The sequence below is a fragment of the Micromonospora sp. DT53 genome (assembly GCF_049841535.1).
Lineage (GTDB): Bacteria > Actinomycetota > Actinomycetes > Mycobacteriales > Micromonosporaceae > Micromonospora.
Window position 1 is genome coordinate 200,733 of sequence record NZ_JBNCKM010000008.1, and the last position, 12,871, is coordinate 213,603.

Below are 12,871 nucleotides of genomic sequence, written 5' to 3' on the forward strand. Positions count from 1 at the left end.
GCGCGCCTCTCATCGTTGATCCGTTGTGGTGACGGCCGGCGCCGCGTCCGCCTCCCGGGCCCGGGCCGTGGACGGCGGGCCGAACATCAGGCTGACGTTGTGTCCGCCGAACGCGAAGGAGTTGGACAGGGCCGCGCGGGGCCGAGCGGGGCGCGCGGGACCGCGCACGTGGTCGAGGTCGCAGGCCGGGTCCGGCTCGTCGAGGTTGTGGGTCGGCGGCAGCAGCCCGTACGTCATCGTCAGGGCGGTGGCTGCCGCTTCCACGGCTCCGGCGCCACCCAGCAGGTGGCCGGTCACGCCCTTGGTGGAGCTGACCGCGGGGGCGTGCGCACCGAATGCGGTGTGGACGGCCCGGGTCTCGGCCACGTCGCCCCGTTTGGTGCTCGTGCCATGGGCGTTGATGTAACCGACGTCGGTGGCCTCGACGCCGGCGTCGGCGACCGCCCGGCGCATGCTCTGCGCGGCACCGGCGCCGTCCGCCCGCGGCGACGTGGGGTGGAAGGCGTCGGTGGTAGCTCCCCACCCGATGATGTCGGCGTAGCCGGCCACCCCCCGCGCGTCCGCGTGTCCGGCGCGCTCGACGATCATGATCCCGGCGCCCTCGCCGAGCACGAAGCCGTTGCGTCGCCTGTCGAACGGGCGGCTCGCCTGCGTCGGGTCGGGCCAGCCGGTGGCCAGCGCCCGGGCATTGGCGAACCCGGCGGTGCCTGTCGGCCCGAGTGGTGACTCGGCACCGCCGCACACGACCACGTCCGCGTCCCCGGCCCGAATGAGCCGCAGCGCCTCCGCCACCGCGTGCGCGCCGGCCGCGCAGGCAGTGGCGATGCAGGAGCTGTAGCCCTGAATGCCGTACCTGATGGCGATACGGGCGGCCGCCATGTTGGGGAGGAAGCCTGGATAGAGGTACGCGCTGACAGCGGTGCGGCCGCGCTCCTCCCGGGCCTTGGCCTGCGCCTCATACGTGGTGAGGCCGCCCGCTCCGCTGGAGACGACCACGGCGATCCGCAGCGGGTCGACGTCGCGGCCGACCTCCAGCGCCGCGTCGCGCATCGCGTCGTCGGCGGCGGCCAATGCCATGATCAGGAATCGGTCGGCGCCCAGCACCTCGTTACGCGGCAGCACGGTGGTGGGGTCGATGTCCGGGGCGATCCCGACCGCCTCCGTGGCACCGGCCGCGCCGTGCCCGTCGGGTGGGCGCACCAGCCCGGAGCGTCCGGTGCAGATCGCCCCGAAGAAGTCCGCCACGCCCCGCCCGACGGGCGTCACCAACCCGATGCCGGTGATGGTGGCCGAGACTCTGGTCGATCCGGTCATGTCAACCGCCCTGTCCGCCGCCGGTCGGCGGCCTGGTCGTCTGGTGGTCCGGCTTCAGCAGCACGGCGGTGGCGCCGGAGGGCTTGGCCGGGTCGGCGCCGTGCTCGACGATGATCACCAGCGCCTCGGCCGCGTCCCCGTCGGCGAACAGGCCCTCGGCCACCGCCCGGCCTTCGCCGACCGGGTCGCCGGCCGGGCTGAGGCACACGACCGGTCCGGTCAATGCCCATTCGGTGGCGACGTGGCCGAGGACCGAATTCGGCACGGATTGGAAGAAGTACATCGGCGACACCCGGCGGCCACCGTCCACCTCGGCGACGACGGCCGCCGCCGTCGCCTGGTCGGCGTACGCGCTGACCAACACGACAGCGGTCTGCCCGGCGGGCCCGACTCCGGTGCGCCGCTGCAGGCAGCGGCCGGCGACGGCCGCGACGAGCGGGGCGAACGGCGAGGCGACGAAGCCGCGGATCGGGGGCGGTAGGCCGGTGTCGCCGGGCTCGGGCCACGCCGCGCGGGCCAGCTCGTGAAGCGCACCGTGGGCGGTGTCGAGGCCGGTCACACCGCCCCCAGCACCAGCGCGGTGTTCGCACCGCCGAAGGCGAGGTTGCAGCTCAGGGCGTACCGGCCCACCATCGGGCTGGGCTCGCGGACCACCCGTACCGGGCAGTGCGGATCCTCCGCCCGGAAGCCGGCGTTGACCGGCAGCTGTCCGGCGTCGAGGGCGAGTGCGGTGACCGCGAACTCCAGCAGGCCGGACGCCTCCAGGGCGTGCCCGTGAACGGACTTGGTCGAGCTCACCGCGACCGATCCCGCCACGGCGCCGAGGCCGACGCGCAGCGCGCTGCTCTCGGCGGCGTCGGCGCGCGCCGTGCCGGTGCCGTTGGCGTTGACGTAGGCCAGCTCCGCCGGCGTCACCCCGGCCCGGGCCAGGGCGGCCCGGATGGCCGACGCCAGCCCGGCGCCGCCCGGGTCGGGCTGGCAGACGTGGTACGCGTCGCCGGCCCGAGCCCAGCCGGCCAGCCGGGACCGCACCCGATCGCCCCGCCCCCGGGCGCCGGCCTCCGACTCGAGCACCACGGCGACGATCCCGTCGCCCAGCAGCATTCCCCGCCGGTCCTTGCTGAACGGCCGCACGGCGCCGTCGTCGGCCAGCGCCCGACCAGCGTCGAACAGGGCCTGGTGGTCGGCGTCGACGAGGAAGCCCCCGGCGACCACGGCACGTTCGCATCGACCCCGAGCAATCATCGAGGCCGCCTCGGCCAGCGCGGTGCTGCCGGCCACGCACGCCGACGTGTAGACCCGTGCGACACCGGACAGGCCGGACCGTCGGGCCACGGCGGCCGCCAGCTCGGCCGGCCCGTTGCCCTGCCCGCCGGAACGGACCACCGTGGTGCCCGTACCGGTGGCGAAGAACAACTGGCACTCCGCGCGGCGGTGCGCCAACCCGGCGTCGTCGCAGGCGTCCGCCACCACGGCCACCATCTCGGCGGTCAGGTCGCCCGCGTCGGCCAGCGTCGCCGCCGCCCGCACCCGGCTGCGGCCCGGGTCGAAACGGCGAACCTCGCCGAACGCGGGCTCCCCGGCCAACACCGCCGCCAGCAGCCGCGCGGGGCCGCGGCCGTGGGCCGTCAGCAGGCCCAGCCCGGTGACCAGAACAGGTGCGTGGGTCACTCCGGCTCCGCCGCCGTCAGGGTGAGGCGGTCGAGGATCTCCGCCGCACCGGACACCGTGGACATGGCCGCCAGCTCGTCGTCGTCCAGGTCCAGGTCGAGGCCGTAGCGCCGCTCTATCTCGTGAACCAGCCGGGCGAGCTCCAGCGAGTCGATGCGCTCGCGCGAGGCGTCGACCGTCTGGTAGCCCACGTCGGCGAGGATCGACAGGATCTCGTCGCGGCGATCGCTGCCGCCCACCGTCATTCCGCCGCAGGAGCCGGCGCGGCAGGTGCGCTCAACGCCGGCTCCGCACGCCCGGCCACCTCGGCGGCGAACCGATCGAGCGTCAGGTCGGCCAGCTTCTCCAACTCCTCGTCGGTGAACTTGACGCCGAACGTGTCCTCCACCCGGACGGCGAGTTCGGCGACGGCTAGTGACTCCAGGTCGAGCCCGGCGGGGCCGAGCACTGTGGTCCCGTTGACGTCGTCGACGTCGTAGTTCATCTGGGCCAGCGCATCGATGATGGACTGGCGAACCTCATCTGACATTGCTTGACTCCTCCCATGGAATGGGTCGTGGTGCGGATTGCGGTGGTCACCGGCGACCCCAGGGGTCGGGCGTCGGGATATCTGGTCGACACCGCCGCCGACGTGCTCGGCGTGCCGGCAGACGAGGTGGGCGTGGCACGGGACCAGACCGGCCGGCCGCGGCTCACCGGCGCGGCGCGAGGGCTGCACGCGAGCATCAGCCACGGACGCGGCGTGGTCGCGGTGGCCGTGTCTGCGATCACGGCGGTCGGTGTGGACATCGAGCGTGAACGCGCGCTGCCGGGTGTGGCGTTGGCCCGGCGCTGGATGACGGCGGCCGACGCCGACTGGCTGACCGATCGGCCGGCGGCGCTGCACACCAGCGCGTTCCTGTGGCTGTGGACGCAGAAGGAGGCCATCGGCAAGGCACGCGGCACCGGCCTGCGCGGCGGCGGTCTGCGGCAGCCGCTGGTGCTGCCGCCCGTCTGGCCGGACCCGCTGGGGTCGCTGCCGATACGCCCCGTGCCCGGCAGCGGGGCCGGCGTGGCCTGCGGTGTGCTCTCCGGGGGCCTGGTGCTGGCGGTGGCCGGGCAGGACGGGCTGCTCCACGACGACACCACCGACGGCATCCGACTGGTCACCGACCCCCGGGAGGCGACCGCGCAGTGACGGCCGGGGCCGATCGGCAGCCGCGCCGCACGCGCCAGGCGTCGGGGCATCATGACGGCGTCGGCCCGGCCGACGCACGGCGCAGCACCGCCACGTCGCGCACCACCTTGCCGCTGGACGTACGCGGCAGGCGCTCCAGGAGTTGCCACCGCAGCGGTCGCTTGTACGGGGCCAGCACGTCCTCCAGCGCGGCGTCGAGCTCCGGCCCGGTCCACGGCTTCTCCACGGCCGTGTAGGCCTCGATGGCACCGCCGTCGAACGTCACCACCACCTCGGTGACGCCGGGCAGGTCGAGGATGGCTTGTTCGACCTCGGTCAGGTCGACCTTGAGGCCCCCGATGGAGACCTGCGAGTCGAGGCGACCGCGGATCGTTACCAGGCCCGTCCCGGGGTCGAGCGAGGCCGCGTCCCGGGTGCGTAGCCAGCCGTCGGACCAGCGACTCTCGTCGAAGAGCCCCACGTACGGTGTGACGGGCCGGCGCACCTGAAGCTCACCGTCGACGACCCGTACCTCGATCCCCGGCGCCGGGGAGACCGCGGGCCGGTGCACGCCGAGCAGGTCGGTGGCGATGACGCCGACCTCGGTCATCCCGTACATGTTGGCCAACACGGTGTCGTAGCAGGTCGCGAAACGCTCCCTGACCCCGGGCCGGACCAGCTCGCCCGCCGTGGTCATCCGCACGAACTGCGGCAGCGGCCCGTCGGGGCGACCGGCCATCAGCATCTCGAGGTGGACCGGCACACCGATCACCGTGGTCGGCGTCGATTCGGCAGTGATGGCGCCCAGCACCCCGCCCACGGTCATCCGCTCGGGCAGCGTGAGCCGGACACGGGCGTGCAGCGCGTAGAGCAGGCCGCCGACCAGGCCGAGCACGTGCGCCATCGACGCGAGCAGCACGAGCCGCTCGCCGGGCCGAGGCACCCCGTCGATGCGTGTGTAGCGCTCGATCTCGGCGACGAGGTCGTCGGCGGTGCGGCCGATGACCTTCGACGGACCGGTGGACCCGGAACTCAGCTGGATGAGCACGTGCGACGTGGGCGCCGGCCGACCGGCCGGGAGTGCGACGACCGTCTCGTCGACGGTGACGAAGCCGCGCAGTGGAGCGACCACCGCCGCGGCGGGTTGCACGAGGAACTGCGCGCCGACGCGTTCGAGCGCCCGCTCGACCTCGCCGCGCGACAGTCGGTGGTCCAGCAGCGTCACTTGGGCGCCGATCCGCCAGGCGGCGAGAAGGTTGGCCACGTACGCGAGCGAGGAGGGCAGTCGCAGCGCTATTGCGCCGCCCGGACGCAGGCCGGCGTCGGTGAGCCGGGCCTGCCGGGTGGTCACCTCGGCGCGCAGCTGCGCCCTGGTGACCGGTGCGCCGAGGACGAGGCAGGTTTCGCTGCCCGGCCCGGCCAGCAGGACGTCGTCGACCCAATCGGTGCCGTGCGCGGGCAAACCGTGCCTCCCGGACGTCAGCGACGAATCTATAGTGGACACGTAGCCTCCACGCTGCTCGAACGGCGGGCCGGCTCGACTGGTGTGCTCGTGCCGAACGAAGGGCTTTCCTCATCTGGTGACATCCCGGTTTGATGAATTATATCGGCGCGACCCCTACCGTCAAGCCGCCCGACAGGCATCGCACGGCGCCCGTGGAGTCTCGGGATTAGGAACGATTGTTCTTGACTGGTCGTTCCTCAATCATTAGGGTTCTCGACATGGGACGCCCGAGGGGTTTCGACGAACAAGCCGTGACGGCCGCGGCGGCGGAGCTGTTCGCCGGCCGGGCCTACGACGGGGTGTCCGTCGACGACCTCGTCCAGCAGCTCGGGGTGCACCGCAACAGTCTCTACAAGACCTTCGGCAGCAAGCGAGGTCTGTATCTCGCCGCCCTGCGGTGGCACCTCGAACACCGGCTACCGTCGCTGACCGAGCAGCTCGCCGCCGGCGCCGACGTCGCCGACAGCCCCGCGCTCGATCTACTGTTGCTGGCCGCGGTCGAGCGTGCCCCCAACGACGTCGAGGTGGCCGCCCTCGTGGCCAAGGCGTGGCAGACGCTTGATCAGGCGCTGCAACGGGCGCCGACGGCCCCCGCCGACGACCCTCGCTCGACCACCCTGGACGCGCTGCTGGGCGAACGGCTGCGGGTCCGGGCCGCGATGGCATCGGCCGGCCCTTGGTAGCCCTCCCCCACCGACCACCCCGACCGGCGCTGATCGCGCCGGTGCCCCACCATGCCCCGCAGCCGGTTGCCGCCGGGCTGACGAAAGGACAGTTGTCATGGCCAATGTCCTCATCGACGGCGACGATCTCGTCGTGCAGATCGAAGGTATGGACAGGTTGTGGTCGCTCAAGAACCGCATGGTGATCCCGTTGGCCAACGTCCGCGGCGCCACCGCCGACCCGGGTATCGCCGCCGAACCCAAGGGCCTGCGGGCACCGGGCACGAGCCTGCCCGGCGTGATCACGGCGGGCACCTTCCACCAGGACGGTGAGCGCGTCTTCTGGAACATCCGCGACGGTGCCCGCGCCGTCGTCATCGAACTCGCCGACGAGCACTACGCCCGCCTGGTCGTCGAGGTCGCCGACCCAGCCGCCACGGTCGCCCTGATCGAGCAGGCGGCCCCGCGATGATCTCGCTCGCCCGGATGCCGCGCAGCGCCCGCCGGATCGCACGGACGGTCGCGGTCGGCACCGTCGTGGTCGGAAGCATCGCCGCGGGAGCCCTTCCCGCCACCGCCGTGCAGGCCATGCCGGCCACGCCGGCCACGCCGGCCACAGACCGTGAAGTCACCTTCACGGTGGACGGAACCATCACGTACGGCACCCTGCACATCCCCGCCCATCGCAGGGGGCAGAAGATGTCTGCCGTGTTGTTGCTGCCCGGCAGCGGTCCCACCGACCGCAACGGTGATCAGCCGCCCGCGCTCACCCCGCACACCCTGGCCAAGCTCGCCGGCGCGCTGGCGGGCGACGGAGTCGTCAGCCTGCGCTTCGACAAGTACGGCACGGGCCGGACCGGCCTGGGCGCCTACGCCGGAAGGCCCGAGGCGATCGACTATCCCGCCTTCGTCCGCCAAGCCGATGCCGCGTATCGCCTACTCGCCGACCAGCCCGAGGTCAACAGACGAGCGGTACGCCTGATCGGACACAGCGAAGGCGCACTGACGGCCCTGCGGGTCGCGGTCACCGCCGCACCTCGCGCGGCCGGAGTCGGGCTGTTGCAACCCCTGGCGAGACGGTTCCTCGACGTGCTCGCCCAGCAACTGCACGACCAGGTCGCCGCCGCCGTCGCCGCCGGTCAGCTGAGCCCGGAGGAGCAGGGCACCATCGGGCGCGCTGTCGACGAGGCCGTTGCCGACCTCCGGGCGCACCGCCCGCCCGACACCAGCGCCATGCCGCCCGCGCTCGCCGAACTCTTCCGGGCCCTCGGTGGCCCCAGCCGGCGCTACGTGGAAACCATCGACGCCATCAACCCTGCCTCGGTCGCACACCAGCTCCCACCTCGGACCCCTGCCTTGCTCACCTGCGGCACCATCGACCAGCAGGTCCCGTGCCACACGACCACGCCGCTGACGGTGGCGCTGGAGCGGGCGCACACCAGCGGGCCTGGCAGAGTCGTGCTACCCGGCGTGGCCCACGATCTGACCGACCCCGCAAATCCGGACGTGCTCGCCCCGGCGACACTCGACGCACTGCGTCGATTCATGAGGTGCGGCGCCAGCTAGACGAAGCCTGCGGTCCACCCGCCCACTCCCCCAACTTCCCGGGATCTGTAAACAACCCTTGATATTAAACTTCACGAACGTCAATATGTGGAGGTCACGGGTCGCCGAAGCCTGGGGAGTGAGCCATGAGGAGCCGTCGGATTTTCGCAGTGGTAGCCGGGGCGGCGATGACAGTCGCGGCCGCCGTCGCCTTCGTCCCCAGCAGCATGGCGGCCGTGTCCTCGACCGACGCCGCCCCGATGGTCGCCTGCACCGCCCCGGGCTGGGCCGAGGGCACCACCTACCAGGCGGGCGCCCAGGTCACCTACAGCGGCCGGCTCTACCAGGCACTTGTCACCCACACCGCGCACCCCGGCGCCGGCTGGAACCCCGCCGCGACCCCGTCGCTCTGGCGTGACCTGGGCGCGTGCTCGGGGAGCACCCCGCCGCCCACCACCCCACCACCGACGACCACACCGCCCACCACGCCGCCACCGACCACACCTCCCCCCACCACGCCGCCGCCGACCGGTGGAACCTGCGCGGTGAAGTCGCGGCCCACCGGCAAGGTGTTGCAGGGCTACTGGGAGAACTGGGACGGCGCCTCCAACGGCGTACACCCCGGCCTCGGCTGGATCCCGATCACCGACAGCCGGCTCAACCAGCACGGCTACAACGTGATCAACGCGGCGTTCCCGGTGATCCGTTCGGACGGCACGGTCCTCTGGGAGAACGGCATGGACGCTGGCGTGACGGTGGCCACCCCCGCCGAGATGTGCCAGGCCAAAGCGGCCGGCGCCACCATCCTGATGTCGATCGGCGGAGCCGCCGCGGGCATCGACCTGAGCTCCACCGCTGTCGCGGACCGGTTCATCGCGACGATCGTGCCGATCCTGACGGCCTACCACTTCGACGGCATCGACATCGACATCGAGACCGGCCTGACCGGCAGCGGCAACATCAACACCCTGTCGACGTCGCAGGCCAACCTGATCCGGATCATCGACGGTGTGCTGGCCCGGATGCCGTCGAACTTCGGCCTGACCATGGCGCCGGAGACGGCCTACGTCACCGGCGGCAGTGTGGTCTACGGCTCGATCTGGGGCTCCTACCTGCCGATCATCAAGAAGTACGCGGACAACGGCCGGCTCTGGTGGCTGAACATGCAGTACTACAACGGCAGCATGTACGGCTGCGCCGGCGACTCGTACCCGGCGGGCACCGTGCAGGGCTTCACGGTGCAGACGCAGTGCCTGAACAACGGCCTCACCATTCAGGGCACCACCATCCGCGTGCCGTACGACAAGCAGGTCCCGGGCCTGCCGGCGCAGAACGGTGCGGGCGGCGGCTACCTGTCGACGTCGTTGGTCACGCAGGCCTGGAACTCGGTGCCCGGCCTCAAGGGCCTGATGACCTGGTCGGCGAACTGGGACGGGTCGAAGGGGTGGACCTTCGGCGACAACGTGAAGCGGCTGCAGGGCCGCTGACGGGTGACGACGCCGGGCCGTCAACGACGTCGAGGCCCGCTGGCTCACGGCTTGCGGGTTCTCGTCGTACGAAATTGAGGTGTCGACGTGGTTGGCGGTGGCTAGCGTACGCAGATGAGCATTGTTCCGATGGCCGGCCTGCGGCTGCGGTTCTACACCGATGCGAGCGAGTTCCTGGCCGCTGCGGGTGACTACCTGAGCGCCAATCCCGTCGTCAGCACGGTGGTGACCACCATCGCGCACCGGGTGTTGTCGCAGCAGGCCGAGGGCATCTCGCAGCCCGACCGCAACTGGTGGCTGGTGGTCAGCGACGACTCCGGCGCCGTGGTCGGTGCCGGGATGCGTACCGCACCGTATGCCCCCTACCCGCCGTTCCTGCTGCCCATGCCCGACGAGGCGGCCGTCGCGCTGGCCCACGTGTTGCACGAGCGCGAGGAGGAGGTCCTCGCGGTCAACGGCGCTCTGCCCGCCGTTGAGCTGTGCGCCGCCGAACTGACCCGGCTCGGCGGGGGGCAGGTCCAGGTCGGCCAGCACACCCGGCTGCACGAACTCGGCGAGCTGGTGTGGCCGCGACCTGTCCCTGGCGGTCTGGTGGCCGCGAGCGAGGCCGACGTGGGCCTGGTCACGGAGTGGTTCGCCGCGTTCGTGGGCGACGCCGACGAACAGGCGGGCCGCCCGCGCGGCGCGAGGGCGCACGAAGTGCCCGACCACGCGGAGATACGGCGCCGGCTCCACGCCGGACGGATGTGGTTCTGGGTCGACGAGGCAGGACAGCCCGTGCACCTCACCGGCGCCAACCCCCCGTCGTTCGGGGTGGCCCGCGTGGGCCCGGTGTACACGCCGCCGGCCCAGCGCGGGCGTGGTTGGGCCAGCAACGCGGTCGCCGAGGTCTCCCGGCGAATCCAGGCGGAGGGTGCGCGGGTCTGCCTGTTCACCGATCAGGCCAACCCGACCTCGAACAGGATCTACGCCGCCCTCGGCTACCGCCCGGTCGTCGACATGGCCGACCTCGTCATCGTCCGCTGACGCCAGTGGGCACCAGCCCCCGGTCCACCGGGGACTGGGCCGTCAGTCCGGAACGCCTGCGCTCACCGCGACGCGGGTGGCCATCGGGCGCGCATCGGTGAGGTGGCCGACGATGGAGCCGAGGATCTCGCCGGCGCGTACGGCCGCGTTGGACAGCAGGGAGGCGGTGATGCCGTGCGAGTGTTCGGTGCCCCCCTGCAGGTAGACGTTTGCCGACACGGACGCGTCCGCCCGGATGCGGTAGTCGCGCTGCACCACGGGCCGGCCGAATTCGTCGCGGTGGTAATACCGGGCGGCGTCGTCGAGCAGCGGGAACGGATCGACCGGCTGATAGCCCGTGGCGCAGATCAGGACGTCGGCGTCGAGGACTGACACCTCGCCGGTGGTCAACGTCTCGACGGTGACCGCCACCCTGCCGCCGTGCTGACGGGCTCCGGTCAGACGGGACATGTTCAGCAGGCGCAGCCGCTGGACGCCGTTCACCTTCTCCCGGTAGGAGCGCCGATAGAGTTCCTCGATGAGGTCGGCGTCGACGACCGCGTAGTTCGTGTTGCGGTGGTAGTTCATCAGCATCGTCTTGACCTCCGACGGCGCGGTGAAGTAGTCGTCCACGGCGGCCGGGTCGAAGATGCGGTTGGCGAAGGAGCTGTCGTCGGCCGGGCTGTAGCCGTACCGGGAGAACACGCCGCAGACCTCGGTGCTCGGGAACCGCTCGTGCAGGAACGCGGTGACCTCGGCGGCACTCTGGCCGGCGCCCACCACGACGACCCGGGACGGGTCGGTGCCGTCGAGCCGGTCGATGTTGGTCAAGAGGTCGCGGCTGTGCCAGATCTGGTCGGAGATCTGCACACCGGCCGGGGTCTGCGGTTGCAGCCCGGTCGCGATGACGAGATTGCGAGCGCGGTACGAGCTGGCGCCGCCGCTGTGGCACACCAGCACGTCGAACGCCTCGACGACGCCGTCGCGGAGCACCGGGACGACCTTAGTGACGTCCTGGCCGTAGTGCACCATGTCGCCGACCTTGGCCGCGGCCCACTCGAGGTAGTCGTGAAACTCGACGCGCAGCGGGAAGAAGCTCTTGTGGTTGACGAAGTCGATGAGTCGCCCCTGGTCCTGCAGGTAGCACAGGAAGCTGAACTCACTGGTGGGGTTACGCAGCGTGACCAGGTCCTTGAGGAAGGACACCTGCATGGTCGCGTCCGACAGCAGCATGCCGCGGTGCCAGCCGAAGCGGGCCTGGCGCTCCAGGAACACGGCGGTGACCGGGTCGGTCGCGCCGTCGCCGTTGTTGTGCTCGTGAACGGCGACCGCCAAGGCCAGATTGGACGGACCGAAGCCGATTCCCAGCAGGTCGATGACCGGAATTGCGCCGTACGGAGCGGCCTGTGACATCGGCAGTCCTCATCGTCAGGTCGAGCGGGTCGACACCCTGCACGTGAACGAGCCGCCCCCGGGGACGGCGCGAAGCTAGGTTAGACTAACCTAACTTTTGCTGAGTTGGATGGGCCAGGAGGAACCGTGCGGGTAGTCATGTTCGGGTACCAGACGTGGGGGCATCGCACCCTGCAAGCGCTGCTGGACTCGGAGCACGAGGTGGCTCTCGTGGTCACGCATCCGCCGAGCGACCACGCGTACGAGCGGATCTGGAGCGACTCGGTGGCCGACCTCGCGGAGGCCCACGGCATCCCGATCGAGGTCCGCGACCGGCCCGACGACGATCTGCTGGTCCCGCTGGAGAAGGCCGATCCCGACGTCATCGTGGCGACCAACTGGCGCACCTGGATCCCACCGCAGATCTTCGAGCTGCCCCGGCGGGGCACGCTCAACGTGCACGACTCGTTGCTTCCCGCGTACGCGGGCTTCTCGCCGTTGATCTGGGCTCTGATCAACGGCGAGAAGGAGGTCGGGGTGACCGCGCACATGATGGATGCGGAGCTGGACGCCGGGAACGTCGTGTTGCAGCGGTCGGTCCCGGTCGGCGCACGGGACACGACTACCGACCTCTTCCACAAGACGCTTGAGCTGTTCGGGCCGATCACCGTCGACGGTCTCGCACTGATCGCCTCCGGCAAGACCGATTGGACGCCGCAGGACCGCTCGAAGGCCAGCTTCTTCCACAAGCGGTCCGATGAGGACAACCGCATCGACTGGACCTGGTCGGCGGAGGAACTGGACCGGCTGATCCGGGCGCAGTCCGACCCGTATCCGAACGCGTACGCGTTCCACCAGGGCCGACGACTGCGCATCGTCGCCGCGTCCGTCTCGAAGGGCAACTACGGCGGTACGCCGGGCCGCATCTTCATCCGCGAGGGTGACGCCGTCGTCATCGTGGCTGGCGCCGAGGCCCGCCGCGGCAAGAGCCCCGGCCTCGCGATCGAGCGGGTCCGCCTGGACGACGGCAGCGAGCTGACCGCGACCGAGTATTTCCGCACCATGGGCGGCTACCTCACCAGCCACCCGTGACGCACGGGCGCTGATTCGTTCGGGCCTCCGGGGCTCGCGCCCG

Annotated in this window: 14 protein-coding genes; 7 read left to right on the forward strand and 7 right to left on the reverse strand. The window is 71.5% G+C overall.

What is annotated here, in order from left to right; genetic code table 11:
* Nucleotides 1–9: 9 nt before the first annotated feature.
* From ACLQ3B_RS24585 to ACLQ3B_RS24605, 5 genes are read right to left on the reverse strand one after another with little or no spacing between them, the layout of a single operon-like run.
* The gene (locus ACLQ3B_RS24585) at nt 10–1,314 is read right to left on the reverse strand and encodes a beta-ketoacyl-[acyl-carrier-protein] synthase family protein (protein WP_425783060.1); all 1,305 of its coding nucleotides are present in this window, start codon (nt 1,312–1,314) and stop codon (nt 10–12) included.
* Nucleotide 1,315: 1 nt separating this feature from the next.
* Complete coding sequence (locus ACLQ3B_RS24590; RefSeq protein WP_425783061.1) at nt 1,316–1,873, reverse strand: beta-ketoacyl synthase chain length factor; 558 nt, start codon at nt 1,871–1,873, stop codon at nt 1,316–1,318.
* Nucleotides 1,870–2,985, reverse strand: coding sequence for a beta-ketoacyl synthase N-terminal-like domain-containing protein (locus tag ACLQ3B_RS24595; RefSeq protein ID WP_425783062.1), 1,116 nt, complete (start codon nt 2,983–2,985; stop codon nt 1,870–1,872). The genes ACLQ3B_RS24590 and ACLQ3B_RS24595 overlap by 4 nt, the downstream gene beginning before the upstream one ends.
* Complete coding sequence (locus ACLQ3B_RS24600; protein WP_425783063.1) at nt 2,982–3,224, reverse strand: phosphopantetheine-binding protein; 243 nt, start codon at nt 3,222–3,224, stop codon at nt 2,982–2,984. Before ACLQ3B_RS24600 ends, ACLQ3B_RS24595 begins: the two co-directional genes overlap by 4 nt.
* Nucleotides 3,225–3,226: 2 nt before the next feature.
* Nucleotides 3,227–3,514, reverse strand: a complete 288-nt coding sequence (locus tag ACLQ3B_RS24605; RefSeq protein ID WP_425783064.1) for an acyl carrier protein — start codon at nt 3,512–3,514, stop codon at nt 3,227–3,229.
* 15 nt (nt 3,515–3,529) lie between these two features.
* Between ACLQ3B_RS24605 and ACLQ3B_RS24610 the strand changes: the two genes are divergently transcribed.
* Nucleotides 3,530–4,162 carry a 4'-phosphopantetheinyl transferase family protein gene (locus ACLQ3B_RS24610; RefSeq protein ID WP_425783065.1) on the forward strand — a complete coding sequence of 211 codons (633 nt, stop codon included), beginning with the start codon at nt 3,530–3,532 and terminating at the stop codon, nt 4,160–4,162.
* Nucleotides 4,163–4,211: 49 nt separating this feature from the next.
* Here the strand turns inward: ACLQ3B_RS24610 and ACLQ3B_RS24615 are convergent, their stop codons facing one another.
* A complete protein-coding gene (locus ACLQ3B_RS24615; protein WP_425783179.1) occupies nt 4,212–5,636 on the reverse strand; it encodes a class I adenylate-forming enzyme family protein in 1,425 nt (474 codons plus the stop codon).
* Nucleotides 5,637–5,863: 227 nt separating this feature from the next.
* Here ACLQ3B_RS24615 and ACLQ3B_RS24620 point away from each other — a divergent pair, with 227 nt between their 5' ends.
* From ACLQ3B_RS24620 to ACLQ3B_RS24640, 5 genes are all read left to right on the forward strand, one after another.
* Nucleotides 5,864–6,328, forward strand: coding sequence for a TetR/AcrR family transcriptional regulator (locus ACLQ3B_RS24620; protein ID WP_425783066.1), 465 nt, complete (start codon nt 5,864–5,866; stop codon nt 6,326–6,328).
* A 97-nt stretch (nt 6,329–6,425) separates the two neighbouring features.
* Nucleotides 6,426–6,779: a hypothetical protein gene (locus ACLQ3B_RS24625; protein WP_425783067.1), complete on the forward strand. Its 354-nt coding sequence runs from the start codon at nt 6,426–6,428 to the stop codon at nt 6,777–6,779.
* Nucleotides 6,776–7,873, forward strand: coding sequence for an alpha/beta hydrolase family protein (locus ACLQ3B_RS24630; RefSeq protein ID WP_425783068.1), 1,098 nt, complete (start codon nt 6,776–6,778; stop codon nt 7,871–7,873). The genes ACLQ3B_RS24625 and ACLQ3B_RS24630 overlap by 4 nt, the downstream gene beginning before the upstream one ends.
* Nucleotides 7,874–7,998: 125 nt before the next feature.
* Nucleotides 7,999–9,339 (forward strand): carbohydrate-binding protein, encoded by a 1,341-nt coding sequence (locus ACLQ3B_RS24635; protein WP_425783069.1) that lies wholly within the window; start codon nt 7,999–8,001, stop codon nt 9,337–9,339.
* A 114-nt stretch (nt 9,340–9,453) separates the two neighbouring features.
* The gene (locus ACLQ3B_RS24640; protein WP_425783070.1) at nt 9,454–10,365 is read left to right on the forward strand and encodes a GNAT family N-acetyltransferase; all 912 of its coding nucleotides are present in this window, start codon (nt 9,454–9,456) and stop codon (nt 10,363–10,365) included.
* Between the two features lie 42 nt (nt 10,366–10,407).
* On the opposite strand, the gene ACLQ3B_RS24645 is transcribed toward ACLQ3B_RS24640, so the two are convergent.
* On the reverse strand, nt 10,408–11,757 hold the full coding sequence (locus ACLQ3B_RS24645) for a lysine N(6)-hydroxylase/L-ornithine N(5)-oxygenase family protein (RefSeq protein WP_425783071.1): 1,350 nt from the start codon (nt 11,755–11,757) through the stop codon (nt 10,408–10,410).
* A 126-nt stretch (nt 11,758–11,883) separates the two neighbouring features.
* Here ACLQ3B_RS24645 and ACLQ3B_RS24650 point away from each other — a divergent pair, with 126 nt between their 5' ends.
* The gene (locus ACLQ3B_RS24650) at nt 11,884–12,828 is read left to right on the forward strand and encodes a methionyl-tRNA formyltransferase (RefSeq protein ID WP_425783072.1); all 945 of its coding nucleotides are present in this window, start codon (nt 11,884–11,886) and stop codon (nt 12,826–12,828) included.
* Nucleotides 12,829–12,871 lie beyond the last annotated feature (43 nt).

What these genes read in the sequence shown, in the direction of transcription:
- ACLQ3B_RS24635 (WP_425783069.1), top strand. Translation starts at nt 7,999, where the DNA reads ATGAGGAGCCGTCGGATTTTCGCAGTGGTAGCCGGGGCGGCGATGACA.
- ACLQ3B_RS24605 (WP_425783064.1), bottom strand. Translation starts at nt 3,514, where the DNA reads ATGTCAGATGAGGTTCGCCAGTCCATCATCGATGCGCTGGCCCAGATG.
- ACLQ3B_RS24625 (WP_425783067.1), top strand. Translation starts at nt 6,426, where the DNA reads ATGGCCAATGTCCTCATCGACGGCGACGATCTCGTCGTGCAGATCGAA.
- ACLQ3B_RS24630 (WP_425783068.1), top strand. Translation starts at nt 6,776, where the DNA reads ATGATCTCGCTCGCCCGGATGCCGCGCAGCGCCCGCCGGATCGCACGG.
- ACLQ3B_RS24585 (WP_425783060.1), bottom strand. Translation starts at nt 1,314, where the DNA reads ATGACCGGATCGACCAGAGTCTCGGCCACCATCACCGGCATCGGGTTG.
- ACLQ3B_RS24640 (WP_425783070.1), top strand. Translation starts at nt 9,454, where the DNA reads ATGAGCATTGTTCCGATGGCCGGCCTGCGGCTGCGGTTCTACACCGAT.
- ACLQ3B_RS24610 (WP_425783065.1), top strand. Translation starts at nt 3,530, where the DNA reads ATGGAATGGGTCGTGGTGCGGATTGCGGTGGTCACCGGCGACCCCAGG.
- ACLQ3B_RS24620 (WP_425783066.1), top strand. Translation starts at nt 5,864, where the DNA reads ATGGGACGCCCGAGGGGTTTCGACGAACAAGCCGTGACGGCCGCGGCG.
- ACLQ3B_RS24645 (WP_425783071.1), bottom strand. Translation starts at nt 11,757, where the DNA reads ATGTCACAGGCCGCTCCGTACGGCGCAATTCCGGTCATCGACCTGCTG.